Consider the following 13,265-nt stretch of genomic DNA (forward strand, 5'->3'; position numbering starts at 1 on the left):
GAGTTTCGTTATGTCCGAACGCGTCATCCTGGCGTATTCCGGCGGTCTGGACACCTCGGTGGCCATCAGCTGGATCGGTAAGGAGACCGGTCGCGAGGTCGTGGCGGTGGCCATCGACCTCGGGCAGGGCGGCGAGGACATGGAGGTCATCCGGCAGCGCGCCCTGGACTGCGGCGCCGTCGAAGCCGTCGTCATCGACGCCCGCGACGAGTTCGCCGAGCAGTACTGCCTGCCCGCCATCCAGTCCAACGCCCTGTACATGGACCGCTACCCGCTGGTCTCGGCGCTGAGCCGGCCGTTGATCGTCAAGCACCTCGTCGACGCGGCCCGCGAACACGGCGGCGGCATCGTCGCGCACGGCTGCACCGGCAAGGGCAACGACCAGGTGCGTTTCGAGGTCGGATTCGCATCGCTGGCACCGGATCTCAAGGTGCTCGCCCCGGTCCGCGACTACGCATGGACCCGGGAGAAGGCCATCGCGTTCGCCGAGCAGAACGCGATCCCGATCAACGTGACCAAGCGGTCGCCGTTCTCCATCGACCAGAACGTCTGGGGCCGGGCGGTGGAAACCGGCTTCCTGGAGCATCTGTGGAACGCGCCGACCAAGGACGTCTACGACTACACCGAGGATCCGACCGTCAACTGGAGCAGCCCCGACGAGGTGATCGTCGGGTTCGACAAGGGCGTGCCGGTGTCCATCGACGGCAACCCCGTCACGGTGCTGCAGGCCATCGAGCAGCTCAACGCGCGCGCCGGGGCCCAGGGCGTGGGCCGCCTCGACGTGGTCGAGGACCGGCTCGTCGGCATCAAGAGCCGCGAGATCTACGAGGCGCCCGGCGCGATGGTGCTCATCACCGCCCACACCGAGCTCGAGCACGTCACGCTGGAGCGTGAGCTCGGCCGGTTCAAGCGCACCACGGACCAGAAGTGGGGCGAGCTGGTCTACGACGGTCTGTGGTTCTCGCCGCTGAAGACCGCGCTGGAGTCGTTCGTCGCCAAGACTCAGGAACACGTCAGCGGTGAGATCAGACTGGTGCTGCACGGCGGTCACATCGCGGTCAACGGCCGGCGCAGCGCCGAGTCGCTGTACGACTTCAACCTCGCGACCTACGACGAGGGCGACACCTTCGACCAGTCGGCGGCCAAGGGCTTCGTGCACGTGCACGGCCTGTCGTCGAGCCTGTCGGCGCGCCGGGATCTGGCGGGTAAGTGATGAGCCGCCCGCGCGAAGAGCACCCGCTGTGAGCACCAACGAGGGTTCCCTGTGGGGCGGCCGGTTCGCCGACGGCCCCGCGGACGCCCTTGCCGCGCTGAGCAAGTCGACCCACTTCGACTGGGTGCTGGCGCCCTACGACGTCGCGGCGTCCAAAGCGCATGCTCGCGTGCTGTTCCAGGCCGGCCTGCTGACCGAGGAGCAGCGTGACGGGTTGCTGGCCGGGCTGGACAGCCTGGGCGCCGACGTCGCCGACGGCAGCTTCGGGCCGCTGGTCTCCGACGAGGACGTGCACGGCGCACTGGAACGCGGCCTGATCGAGCGGGTCGGCCCCGACCTCGGCGGGCGACTTCGCGCCGGACGGTCCCGCAACGACCAGGTGGCCACGCTGTTCCGGATGTGGTTGCGCGACGCGATCCGCCGGGTCGCCGACGGCGTGCTCGACGTGGTGGGGGCGCTGACGACACAGGCGGCGGCCCACCCGACCGCGATCATGCCGGGCAAGACGCACCTGCAGTCGGCGCAGCCGGTGCTGCTGGCCCACCACCTGCTCGCGCACGCCCACCCCCTGCTGCGCGATGTGGACCGGCTCGCCGACTTCGACGCCCGGGCCGCGGTGTCGCCGTACGGTTCCGGCGCGCTGGCCGGATCGTCGCTGGGCCTGGACCCCGACGCGATCGCCGACGAGCTGGGTTTCGCAGCGGCAGCGGACAATTCGATCGACGCGACCGCATCCCGCGACTTCGCGGCCGAGGCGGCGTTCGTGTTCACGATGATCGGGGTGGACCTGTCTCGGCTGGCCGAGGACATCATCCTGTGGAGCACCACGGAGTTCGGCTACGTCACACTGCACGACGCGTGGTCGACCGGCAGCTCGATCATGCCGCAGAAGAAGAACCCCGACATCGCCGAACTGGCCCGCGGCAAGTCCGGCCGGTTGATCGGCAACCTCGCCGGGCTGCTGGCCACCCTGAAGGCCCAGCCGCTGGCGTACAACCGGGATCTGCAGGAGGACAAGGAGCCGGTCTTCGACTCGGTGGCCCAGCTGGAGATGCTGTTGCCGGCGATGGCCGGGCTGGTCGCGACACTGAGCTTCGACGTGGACCGGATGGCCGAACTCGCCCCGCTGGGCTACACGTTGGCCACCGATGTCGCCGAATGGCTGGTGCGCGGCGGCGTGCCGTTCCGGGTGGCGCACGAAGCCGCGGGTGCCGCGGTGCGTGCGGCCGAGGCCCGGGGTATCGGTCTGGAGGAGCTCGCCGACGCCGAACTCACCGGCATCCATCCCGCCCTCACCCCGGAGGTGCGCGACGTGCTCACCACCGAGGGGTCGGTCAACTCGCGGGATGCACGCGGCGGCACCGCACCCGTCCAGGTGGCCCGGCAGCTGAGCGCGGTGCGCGACGTGTCGGACTCGTTGCGACTGCGGCTGCGACGGTAGCCGGGCGTTAGCATCCATCGGCATGGACACCCGTGCCGTGCGCCGGTGGCTGGCCTCGCGGAAGGTGAGCCAGTGGTGGAGAGCCGCACTGGTGGTGATCCTGGGCGTCGCGGCGCTGTTCGGCGGGCTCGACCCCGTCGACACCAAGGCCACACCGTTCACGCCGGGGGAGGAGTTCAGCGACGGCCAGTTCACCGTGACCGTCGACCGGGCCCGCCTCGTCGACGAGATCCGAGGCGGGGGACGGGTCGTCGGTACGGCCAAGCCGGGCCGCCGGTATCTCGGGGTGGTCGCGACCCTGCGCAACGATGCGACCGTGCCGGGCCGGTTGCGCAACGAGCTCGACGTCCGCGACGTGCCGGGCAAGGAGTTCCATGGCGTGTTCCGCTTCCGGGACGGTTCGCCGATCCAGAACCTGGGGCCCGGGCTGACCGAGCAGCTGGTCTTCGCCTGGCTCGTCCCCGACGATGTGCTGGGTGCCGGAGACACGGTGACGATCCGGATCTGGAAGAAACACCGTCGCCAGCTGATGGTCACCTACGGCGGGGAGGAGTGGCTCGACAGCCTGACCGACTACGGCGTCACCGAACTCCCGGTGGGAACGCCGTCGTGACGTATCGCAGCGCGAACCTCGGGACGGTGTGGTCGGCGATCGCCGTCGTCGCCACCGTCTCGGCCGCCGCGGTGATCTGGCACCACCTCCCGGCGCCCACCGATCTGTACGGCCCCTTCGACGTCCGCGGCGCGGCGGGCGACCGTGTCCAGGGCCGCGCAGTCGCCGCCACGGTGACCTCGGTACGTGTTGCGCCGCAGGTCAACTCGGTCACGGCGGCCGGCGACTGGGTTGTCGTCGACACCACCGTGGAGGCGACGCGCACCACCGAGCTTCCCCGAGCAGATCTGATCGTCGGCCCGAACCGATACCTGCCGTCGGACCGGTTCTTCGGAAAAAGCCTGATGGCAAAGATCTCCCCGGGTATCACCCAGCGCGGCAGCTGGGTGTTCGACGTCGCCTCGGAACTCGTCGCGCCGGACGCCACCGAACCCATCACCCTGCGGGTATGGGTGGGCAGCGACATCCTGGATTCCCGTCTGGTCATCGATGTTCCCGCAGGCGACCCGCGCATCGCCAGGGCAGGCGATGTGGAACTCACCCCTCCGGAACTGAGTGCAGAATGAGCCGCATGGCGGCGCTGTGGCAGCGCAATCTCACCGGCGCCGTCGTGGTCGCCTGTGCGGTAAGCGCTTTCGTCGCGCTCGATTTCGGCCCGCCGTGGGCGGCCTACCGGAACACGGTGACGCCCGAGTTGGTCGTTCCCGACGGTCGCAGCGGTACCGCGGACGGCCAGACCTGGAGGGTGGACTCCATCCGGTACCTCAATCGCCCCCCGCTGAGCTTCGGTCCGCAGCTTCCGGAGGGCACGGTGCTCACCGTGATCGTCGTCGACTGGACCGGGACTGCGCGCCCGGGCTACTGCAAAGGCGTCCTCACGGACGGGCAGCGTCGGTGGGAGGCCGAAGGAGTCGGCGGGTTCAGCCCGATCCCACCGGAGGGGATCAAACCGCTGTGCGACAAGCCGGGCCGGATCCAGTTCGGCTTCGTGCTGCCGTCGGATGTGGTGCCCACCGCGCTGGATGTCACCCACGACGGCCAGATCACGGCGCGGATGCTGTTGTAGCGTCCTTCGGGCGGACGTGCTCCAGGCAGTACGCGACCGTGGAGGCGATCAAGCAGATCCGCAGCGGCTCGATGATCAGGTGCGAGACGAACACAAGCGCCGGTTGCGCCCAGTCCCAGAACGCCATCGGATGCGGGCCGACAGCCCAGGCCACGCTGCGGAACAGGTACCCGGCCCGCACCTCCGGCCGGTAGAAACTGCCTGCCATGTCCAGCCACGCCAAGCCGACGTAGCCCAGCACATACAGCGACAACGCCAGCACACCGCCGTGCAGGATGAGCCGCGCCGAGTCGGCGATGGGCCGGTAATTGCCCAGCCGCGACAGCGCCCAGTCGCGTGCCTCGTCGCGGCGGACATCGGACAGGCGCGACCACCGGGTCCGCACCTGCTGCTCCCGGGCGGCCGCCACTTCGAACACCCGGTCGGCTCGTCGGCCGGCGACCCGGCGCGCAGCGCCCCGCCAGTCCTCGGGCATGGTGACGCCGTAGATGATCGCGCCGACCGCCAGCCACAGCAGCGGTATCGTCGCGCCGCCGAACACCGTGCCCACAGCCCAGGCCACGGTGTCCCAGACCAGCTCCAGAGGGCGCAGATGGGAGAACAGCTCGGCGCGGGTTTCGGTGAACCACACGACGATCCGCCGTTCCGCCAGCCAGCCGGCGGGATTGATGAAGAAGGTGAGGTCCTTGCTGGCAGCGAAACTCACACCGAGAAACACCCACAGGGCGTCCACGTAGACCCGGACCGTGATCATCCAGCCGGGCAGGTTGTCCTTGAAACGGCTGAGTACATACCGCAGCACGAGCGCGGCGAAGATCAGTACCCAGGTGAGCGTGCTGACCGGCAGGGTTTCCGGGTGCAGCTCGGTGACTCCCGGAGTCACCACGGCATCGTCGATCCGATAGTCGAGCGCACGCGCCTGGAATGCGATCCAGTCCTCGGCGAACAGCTTCCACGCCAGGTAGATCGCGAAGAACGGCACGATGACCGTCGAGAACACGTCGATGCCGCGCGCCGACCGCCGCGGTAGCGCCGCCAGTGCCGGGATCGCAGGCCGCAGCACGAAGAACATCGCGACGTAGGAGCCCAGTCGGGCCAGCCCGGCCAGCGGCATGATGAGCGAGGCCCAGACGTCGTTGTCGTGGCCGGCCCACGCCGCCAGCTCGATGGCGCCGCGCCGCCCGAGCATCCCCAGCAGATAGCACGCCGCCAACTGCGGCCAGTAGCGCAAACAAAGCACCGATGGCCGCAGCAGTGACGTCATCTAACTCTCAAGCCGTTCCGAGAGCTCCATCCAGCGCGACTCCAGTTCGGCCACCTGCTTCTCCAGGTCCCGCACCTCGGCGGTGAGCCGGCCGAGGCCGACGTGGTCGGACTGGTCGTGCGCGGCCATCTCGCCGTGCTTGGCGGTGATGCGGTCGGCCAGCTTGGCCAGCGACCGGTCGATCGACGAGATCTCCTTCTCCACGTTGCGCAGTTCGGCGCCGGACAGCCCCTCGGCGACAGCTTCTTTCGCACGGGGTGCCGAGCTTTCCGGCTGTGCCGCCGCGAGCCGGAGGTACTCGTCGATGCCGCCGGGCAGATGCCGGAGCCGGCCGTCGAGGATCGCGTACTGCTGGTCGGTGATGCGCTCGAGCAGGTATCGGTCGTGGGAGACCACGATCAGTGTGCCCGGCCACGAGTCGAGCAGATCCTCGGTCGCCGTGAGCATGTCGGTGTCGACGTCGTTGGTCGGCTCGTCGAGCACCAGCACATTCGGCTCCGACAGCAGCACCAGCATCAACTGCAGCCGGCGGCGCTGACCGCCGGACAGTTCGCCGACCCGCGCGGACAGATGCTCTCGCGCGAAACCCAGCCGCTCGAGCAACTGCGCGGGCGTCACGTCCTTGCCGTCGATCTGGTAGGTCGTCTGCAGGCGGGCCAGCACTTCGCGCACCATGTCGCCGGCCAGGGGATCCAGCTCCCGGGATTCCTGGTCCAGCACAGCCAATTGCACCGTCTTGCCGCGCTTGACCCGGCCCGCGGTCGGCGTCACCGTGCCCGCGATCAGGCCGAGCAGCGTGGACTTCCCGGCGCCGTTGGCGCCCAGGATGCCGGTGCGTTCACCGGGGGCGATCCGCCACTCGACGTCGCGCAACACCTCCCGGTCCGCGGAGCCGTCGGCGCCTGCCGGGTAGCTCACCGACACGTCGAGCAGGTCGATGACGTCCTTGCCCAGCCGGGCCATCGCCGCGCGGGACAGCTCCACGCTGTTGCGCAGCGGCGGGACATCCGAGATCAGCGCGTTGGCGGCGTCGATCCGGAACTTGGGCTTCGACGTCCGCGCAGGCGGGCCGCGGCGCAGCCAGGCCAGCTCCTTGCGCATCAGGTTCTGTCGCTTGGCCTCCACGGCCGCGGCCTGGCGGTCACGTTCCACGCGCTGCAACACATACGCGGCGTAACCGCCCTCGAACGGCTCCACGATGCTGCCCTGCCCGCGCCCGGAACCGGGGGGATGGACCTCCCACGTGGTGTTGGCCACCTCGTCGAGGAACCACCGGTCGTGGGTGACCACCAGCAGCCCGCCCGATCCGCGGGCCCACCGCTGCTTGAGATGCGCGGCCAGCCAGGTGATTCCCTGGATGTCGAGGTGGTTGGTGGGCTCGTCGAGTGCGATGACGTCCCAGTCGTCGATCAGCAGCGCAGCCAGCTGCACGCGGCGGCGCTGACCGCCCGACAAGGTTCCGACCACGGCGTCGAACGGGATGTCGGCGACCAGACCGCCGATCACGTCACGGACCCTCGATACACCGGCCCACACGTGGTCGGGTTGGTCACCGACCAGCGACCAACCCACGGTGCGCTCGCGGTCCAGCGTGTCGGCCTGGTCCAGCGATCCGACCCGCAGACCGCCACGGCGCGTCACCCGCCCCCCGTGCGGTGCGACGCGTCCGGTCAGCAGGCCCAGCAGGGTGGATTTGCCGTCGCCGTTGCGGCCGACGATGCCGATGCGGTCGCCTTCGCTCACTCCGACGGTCACCGAATCGAAGACCACCCCGGTGGGGTACTCCAGATGGAGGTTTTCGCCTCCGAGCAGGTGTGCCATCGCCCGCCGACCTTAGTCGTTGGGCGACGGCGGCACCCAATCGGCGGGGCGCGCGATTAGCCGGGACCGGTCATCGGGGCTGTGCCATGATGTCGGCGGCAGTCGGGTTGAGCAGATACTCACAGTGGGGAGTGATACGTGGTGGACCTCTCGGCGATCACCCGGCCGGTCGGACGGTTGGTCGCGACTGCCCAGAACGGGCTCGAGGTGTTGCGCTACGGCGGCTTGGAGACCGGCGCCGTGCCGTCGCCGTTCCAGGTCATCGAGAGCGTGCCGATGTACCGGCTGCGCCGCTACTTCCCGCCCGACAGCCGCCCGGGCAGCGCGCCCGTCGGACCTCCGGTGCTGATGGTCCATCCCATGATGATGTCGGCCGACATGTGGGACGTCACCCGCGACGAGGGCGCCGTCGGAATCCTGCACAAGGCCGGCATCGACCCGTGGGTCATCGACTTCGGCTCGCCCGACCAGGTCGAAGGCGGCATGCAGCGCAACCTCGCCGACCACGTGGTCGCGCTGAGCGAGGCCATCGACACCGTCAAGACGGTGACCGGGCGCGACGTGCACCTGGCCGGCTACTCGCAGGGCGGGATGTTCGCGTATCAGACCGCGGCCTACCGCCGGGCGAAGGACCTGGCCAGCATCGTGGCGTTCGGTTCGCCGGTCGACACGCTCGCGGCGCTGCCGATGAACCTGCCCGCCAGCCTGGCGCCCGTCGCCGCCGACTTCATGGCCGACCACGTGTTCAGCCGCATCGACATCCCGGGATGGCTGGCGCGCACCGGATTCCAGATGCTCGATCCGGTCAAGACGGCCCAGTCGCGACTGGACTTCCTGCGTCAGCTGCACGACCGCGAAGCGCTGCTGCCCCGTGAGCAGCAGCGGCGGTTCCTGGCCAACGACGGATGGATCGCGTGGTCGGGGCCGGCGATCTCCGAGCTGCTCAAGCAGTTCATCGCGCACAACCGGATGATGACCGGCGGCTTCTCCATCCACGGGGACCTGGTGACGCTGTCGGACATCGACTGCCCGGTGCTCGCCGTGATCGGTGAGGTCGACGACATCGGCCAGCCCGCGTCCGTGCGAGGTATCAAGCGCGCCGCACCCCGGGCCGACGTGTACGAGTTCCTGATCCGGGCAGGCCATTTCGGCCTGGTGGTGGGGTCGAAGGCCGCGACGCAGACCTGGCCTGCGGTGGCCGAGTGGGTGCGCTGGCTCGATGGCGGCGGCAGCATGCCCGAGGGCGTGACGCCGATGCCGGTGCAGCCGACCGAACCGAGCGAGCGCGGGGTGTCGCTGACCTCGAGGGTGACGCACAGCGCCACCGCGGCCACCGAGATGGCGTTCACCCTGGCCCGGTCCGCCGCCGACGCGTTCGTCGCGGCGAACAAGTCCGCGCGTGCCCTGGCCGTCGAAACCGCGCGCACGCTGCCGCGCCTGGCCCGTCTCGGCCAGGTCAACGACCACACCCGTATCTCGCTGGGCCGCATCATGACCGAGCAGGCACGGGACATGCCCCACGGTGAGGCGCTGCTGTTCGACGGCCGGGTGCACACCTACGAGGCCGTCGACCGGCGCATCAACAACGTGGTGCGCGGCCTGATCGGGGTCGGCGTGCGCCAGGGCGTGCGCGTCGCGGTCCTGATGGAGACCCGGCCCAGCGCGCTGGTGGCGATCGCGGCACTGTCCCGGCTCGGCGCGGTGGCGGTGCTGATGCCGCCCGACGCGGACTTCGCCGAAGCCGCGCGGCTCGGCGCGGTGACCGAGATCATCGCCGATCCGACCAATCTCGAAGTGGCACGCAGACTCGGCATGCGGGTGCTGGTGCTCGGCGGCGGCGAGTCCCGAGACCTCGACCTGGCCGCCGACGACGACGTCGTCGACATGGAGAAGATCGACCCCGACCAGGTGAACCTGCCGGGCTGGTACCGGCCCAATCCCGGGCTGGCCCGCGACCTCGCCTTCATCGGCTTCAGCACCGTCAGCGGCAGCCTGGTGGCGCGTCAGATCACCAACTACCGCTGGGCGCTGTCGGCGTTCGGGACGGCGTCGGCGGCCAACCTCAGCCGCAGCGACACCGTGTACTGCCTTACCCCGCTGCACCACCAGTCGGGGCTGCTGGTCAGCCTCGGCGGTGCGGTCGTCGGCGGTGCCCGCGTCGCGCTGTCGCGGGAGCTGCGTCCGGCCCGCTTCATGCAGGAGATCAGGCAGTACGGCGTGACGGTGGTCTCCTATACCTGGACGATGCTGCGGGAGGTCATCGACGACCCCGCGTTCTCGCTGCACGGAAGCCATCCGGTCCGGCTGTTCATCGGCTCGGGTATGCCGGCCGGGCTGTGGACCCGGGTGGTCGAGGTGTTCGAGCCGGCCAACGTGGTGGAGTTCTTCGCCACCACCGACGGTCAGGCCGTGCTGGCCAACGTCAAGGGCGCCAAGATCGGCAGCAAGGGCAGGCCGCTGCCCGGTGGCGGCGAGATCGCGCTGGCCGCCTACGACCCCGTCGACGACGTGATCCTCGAAGACGAGCAGGGCTTCGTGCGCCGCGCCGAGGTCGGGGAGGTGGGCGTGCTGCTCGCCCACCCGCGCGGACCGGTGGACCCGCTGGCGTCGGTGAAGCGCGGTGTGTTCGCCCCCGCCGACACGTGGGTGTCCACCGAGTACCTCTTCCGCCGGGACGAGGACGGCGATTACTGGCTGGTCGACAACCGCGCCTCGGTGATCTGCACCCCCCGCGGGCCGGTGTTCGCGGCAACGGTCAACGACGCCGTCGGGCGGCTCGGCGCCGTCGACATGGCGGTCACCTACGGGGTGGAGGTGAACGGGCAGACGCGGGCGGTCACCGCGCTGGCGTTGTGTCCCGGCGGGAGCATCCCGTCGGCGGATCTCTCCGAAGCGCTGGGCGACCTGCCCGTCGGTCACGCGCCCGACATCGTGCACGTCGTCTCCGACATGACGTTGACCGCGACGTTCCGTCCGTTGGCCGGTCCGTGGGAGAAACAGGGGATTCCGAAGGCCTCCCGTAACGCCTGGTACCTGGACGCCGATAGCAGTCGGTACAAGCGGTTGACCGCTGCCGTGCGCAGCGAGCTCGCGGGTGGTCAGCAGTGATGCCCGCTCCGGTACGCGCTGTTAGGCTCGCCGGGGCGACTACGGAGGTTGGGATGACGCAGGACAAGATGACCAGATCGTCGCTGCACCGTGCGTTCACCGGTGCCTTCGTCGGGACCGCGCTGGCGTTCGGGCTGGTCATGGGTGTCGCTCCGGTCGCTTCGGCGCAGCCGACGACCAAAGCCGAAGAGCCGCCCGCGCCCCGGATCTCGCCCGACCAGGTGCTGATGATGATCTCGCAGGAGTATCAGACCGGCCGCGGTGGTGGCCAGGTGTCCAAGCTCATCGAACAGGTGATGACCCTGCGGTCCCGCGGTATCCGCCCGTCGATCGCCAACACCCAGGCCCTGGCCGCCGGCCTCGACGCGCGGCCGAATCAGGGCCCGCTGATCGAAGCGCTGAAATCCACACTGACGTATCAGCGCAAGGCGCTCGCGCAGTCGCAGGGCGCCCAGCAGCAGGCGCCGGCCGCGCCGGGACCGCAGACCGGCATGGGCCCGAGCGGTCCGTCCTGGGCGCCCGGCCAGGGCAACCCGATGCTGCAGGACGGCGACACGATCTTCCCGATGCCGGGTCGCTGACCCGATGGCTCTCGACGACACGCTCAAGGCGATCCTGGTCTGCCCGCAGGACCGCGGACCGCTGGTCTTCACCGCCGACGCGCTGTACAACCCCCGGTTGCGGCGCAAGTACCGCATCGACGACGGAATCCCGGTGCTGCTCGTCGACGAGGCCGTGACGGTCGACGACGACGAGCATCAGCGCTTGATGTCGGCCGCCGAACAGGCGTAGGCCGGTCCTGGTCGTCGGTGCCCCGAGCTGATCTGGACGTCGATCCCCTCACCGCCGCGCGGTTGCTGCTGGGTTCACGGCTCACCGGCCGTGGTGTCACCGCGACGATCGTCGAGGTGGAGGCGTACGGCGGACCCGCCGACGGGCCCTGGCCGGATCCCGCGGCGCACTCGTTCCGCGGGCCCGGACTGCGTAACTCGGTGATGTTCGGCCCGCCCGGCCGGCTCTACACCTACCGCAGCCACGGCATCCACGTCTGTGCGAACGTCGTGTGCGCCGCCGACGGCGTCGCCGCCGCGGTGCTGCTGCGTGCGGCGGAGATCGACACCGGTCACGACCGGGCCTGGGCGCGTCGCGGCACGTCGGTGCGTGAGGTCGCACTCGCGCGGGGGCCCGGCAACCTGTGTTCGGCCCTCGGGATCACCATGGACGACAACGGGATCGACCTGTTCGATCCGCACGCCCCGGTCCGGCTGGAGCTGAGTGAGCTGCGGGTCGGCCAGACCGGACCGCGGGTCGGGGTGAGCAAGGCGGCCGATCGGCCGTGGCGGATGTGGCTCCCGGACCACCCCGAGGTGTCGGCGTACCGGCGCAGTCCGCGGGCACCGGTGCCGGGCGGAAGCGACTAGTACGGGAAGATCGACCAGGTGAGCGTTACGAGCACCTCGAAGATCCTCGATGAGTTGGACTGGCGCGGACTGATCGCCCAGTCCACCGACCGCGAAGCCCTCGCCGAAGCCCTGGCCGAAGGGCCGGTCACGGTGTATTCCGGTTTCGACCCCACGGCGCCGAGCCTGCACGCCGGTCATCTGATCCCGCTGCTCACGCTGCGGCGCTTCCAGCAGGCCGGACATCGTCCGATCGTGCTCGCCGGCGGAGCGACCGGGATGATCGGCGACCCGCGGGAGGTGGGGGAGCGCACCCTGAACACCGCCGACACCGTCGCGGACTGGGCCGACCGGATCCGCGGTCAGCTCGAACGGTTCGTCGAGTTCGACGATTCCCCGACCGGCGCCGTCGTCGCGAACAACCTGTCCTGGACGAGCGAACTCTCGGCGATCGAGTTCCTGCGTGACGTCGGCAAATTCTTCTCGGTGAATGTGATGTTGGACCGGGATACCGTGCGCCGCAGGCTCGAAGGCGAGGGCATCTCCTACACCGAGTTCAGCTACATGCTGTTGCAGGCCAACGACTACGTGGAACTGCACCAGCGCTACGGCTGCACACTGCAGGTCGGTGGATCCGACCAGTGGGGCAACATCATCGCCGGCGTGCGGCTGGTCCGGCAGAAGGCGGGCGCCGCGGTCCATGCGCTGACCACGCCGCTGGTGACCGACTCCGAGGGCAAGAAGTTCGGCAAGTCCACCGGCGGGGGCAGTCTCTGGCTGGACCCGGAGATGACCAGCCCCTATGCCTGGTACCAGTACTTCGTCAACACCGCCGACGCCGATGTCGTGTCCTACCTGCGGTGGTTCACCTTCCTCGACGCCGACGAACTGCGCGAGCTCGAGCAGGCGACCGAAGAACGCCCGCACGAAAGGGCCGCCCAGCGCCGGCTGGCCCGGGAACTCACCAATCTCGTGCACGGCGAGGCCGCCACGCTCGCGGTCGAGCACGCGAGCCAGGCGTTGTTCGGCCGCGCGGAACTGTCCGAACTCGACGAACCCACGCTGGCCGCGGCGTTGAGAGAGGCGTCGGTTGCCCCCTCGAGGCCGGCGGACCCGATGCGATCACGGATCTCCTTGTGGCGAGCGGACTCTGCGCGAGCAAGGGAGCCGCCCGCCGCACCATCGCCGAAGGCGGGGTGTCGGTCAACAACGTGAGGGTCACCACAGAGGACTGGTCGCCGCAGCCGTCGGACTTTCTGCACGGCAAGTGGCTGGTGCTGCGCCGCGGCAAGCGCAACATCGCCGGAATAGAGCGAATGGCGTGAATGGCGCGGTGAAT

At 69.7% G+C, this 13,265-nt stretch carries 11 protein-coding genes and 1 pseudogene; 10 read left to right on the plus strand and 2 right to left on the minus strand.

Translation table 11 applies throughout. The annotated features are described in order from the left end of the window. Positions 1 to 10: 10 nt before the first annotated feature. Genes C6A87_RS13560 through C6A87_RS13580 form a run of 5 tightly spaced genes read left to right on the plus strand, consistent with a single transcriptional unit; the run spans position 11 to position 4,333 of the window. The gene (locus C6A87_RS13560) at positions 11 to 1,213 is read left to right on the plus strand and encodes an argininosuccinate synthase (RefSeq protein ID WP_311117676.1); all 1,203 of its coding nucleotides are present in this window, start codon (positions 11 to 13) and stop codon (positions 1,211 to 1,213) included. Between the two features lie 28 nt (positions 1,214 to 1,241). Further along, positions 1,242 to 2,654, plus strand: a complete 1,413-nt coding sequence (gene argH, locus C6A87_RS13565) for an argininosuccinate lyase (RefSeq protein WP_311117677.1) — start codon at positions 1,242 to 1,244, stop codon at positions 2,652 to 2,654. Between the two features lie 22 nt (positions 2,655 to 2,676). Then, on the plus strand, positions 2,677 to 3,267 hold the full coding sequence (locus C6A87_RS13570) for a hypothetical protein (RefSeq protein ID WP_311117678.1): 591 nt from the start codon (positions 2,677 to 2,679) through the stop codon (positions 3,265 to 3,267). Next, positions 3,264 to 3,833: a hypothetical protein gene (locus C6A87_RS13575; protein WP_311117679.1), complete on the plus strand. Its 570-nt coding sequence runs from the start codon at positions 3,264 to 3,266 to the stop codon at positions 3,831 to 3,833. Before C6A87_RS13570 ends, C6A87_RS13575 begins: the two co-directional genes overlap by 4 nt. Next, positions 3,830 to 4,333 (plus strand): hypothetical protein, encoded by a 504-nt coding sequence (locus C6A87_RS13580; protein WP_311117680.1) that lies wholly within the window; start codon positions 3,830 to 3,832, stop codon positions 4,331 to 4,333. Before C6A87_RS13575 ends, C6A87_RS13580 begins: the two co-directional genes overlap by 4 nt. Here the strand turns inward: C6A87_RS13580 and C6A87_RS13585 are convergent. Together C6A87_RS13585 and C6A87_RS13590 are read right to left on the minus strand one after the other, a co-directional pair. Further along, a complete protein-coding gene (locus tag C6A87_RS13585; protein WP_311117681.1) occupies positions 4,311 to 5,597 on the minus strand; it encodes a hypothetical protein in 1,287 nt (428 codons plus the stop codon). The genes C6A87_RS13580 and C6A87_RS13585 overlap by 23 nt on opposite strands. Next, entirely contained in the window at positions 5,598 to 7,418 is a 1,821-nt protein-coding gene (locus tag C6A87_RS13590) for an ABC-F family ATP-binding cassette domain-containing protein (RefSeq protein WP_311117682.1), read from the minus strand. A gap of 138 nt (positions 7,419 to 7,556) precedes the next feature. Between C6A87_RS13590 and C6A87_RS13595 the strand changes: the two genes are divergently transcribed. From C6A87_RS13595 to tyrS, 5 genes and pseudogenes are all read left to right on the plus strand, one after another. After that, positions 7,557 to 10,526 carry an acyl-CoA synthetase gene (locus C6A87_RS13595; RefSeq protein ID WP_396837057.1) on the plus strand — a complete coding sequence of 990 codons (2,970 nt, stop codon included), beginning with the start codon at positions 7,557 to 7,559 and terminating at the stop codon, positions 10,524 to 10,526. A gap of 53 nt (positions 10,527 to 10,579) precedes the next feature. Next, positions 10,580 to 11,107 (plus strand): hypothetical protein, encoded by a 528-nt coding sequence (locus C6A87_RS13600; protein WP_311117683.1) that lies wholly within the window; start codon positions 10,580 to 10,582, stop codon positions 11,105 to 11,107. Between the two features lie 4 nt (positions 11,108 to 11,111). Then, positions 11,112 to 11,318, plus strand: coding sequence for a Trm112 family protein (locus C6A87_RS13605; RefSeq protein ID WP_311117684.1), 207 nt, complete (start codon positions 11,112 to 11,114; stop codon positions 11,316 to 11,318). Between the two features lie 17 nt (positions 11,319 to 11,335). Continuing rightward, on the plus strand, positions 11,336 to 11,947 hold the full coding sequence (locus C6A87_RS13610) for a DNA-3-methyladenine glycosylase (protein WP_311117685.1): 612 nt from the start codon (positions 11,336 to 11,338) through the stop codon (positions 11,945 to 11,947). Between the two features lie 18 nt (positions 11,948 to 11,965). Continuing rightward, positions 11,966 to 13,251 (plus strand): annotated as a pseudogene (gene tyrS / locus C6A87_RS13615) (tyrosine--tRNA ligase). Positions 13,252 to 13,265: the final 14 nt, after the last annotated feature.

The sequence above is a fragment of the Mycobacterium sp. ITM-2016-00317 genome (assembly GCF_002968295.1).
GTDB lineage: Bacteria > Actinomycetota > Actinomycetes > Mycobacteriales > Mycobacteriaceae > Mycobacterium.

Excerpts from the sequence above, each read along its gene's own strand:
- C6A87_RS13560 (WP_311117676.1), top strand. The coding sequence starts at position 11 with ATGTCCGAACGCGTCATCCTGGCGTATTCCGGCGGTCTGGACACCTCG.
- C6A87_RS13570 (WP_311117678.1), top strand. The coding sequence starts at position 2,677 with ATGGACACCCGTGCCGTGCGCCGGTGGCTGGCCTCGCGGAAGGTGAGC.
- C6A87_RS13580 (WP_311117680.1), top strand. The coding sequence starts at position 3,830 with ATGAGCCGCATGGCGGCGCTGTGGCAGCGCAATCTCACCGGCGCCGTC.
- C6A87_RS13585 (WP_311117681.1), bottom strand. The coding sequence starts at position 5,597 with ATGACGTCACTGCTGCGGCCATCGGTGCTTTGTTTGCGCTACTGGCCG.
- C6A87_RS13590 (WP_311117682.1), bottom strand. The coding sequence starts at position 7,418 with ATGGCACACCTGCTCGGAGGCGAAAACCTCCATCTGGAGTACCCCACC.
- C6A87_RS13600 (WP_311117683.1), top strand. The coding sequence starts at position 10,580 with ATGACGCAGGACAAGATGACCAGATCGTCGCTGCACCGTGCGTTCACC.
- C6A87_RS13605 (WP_311117684.1), top strand. The coding sequence starts at position 11,112 with ATGGCTCTCGACGACACGCTCAAGGCGATCCTGGTCTGCCCGCAGGAC.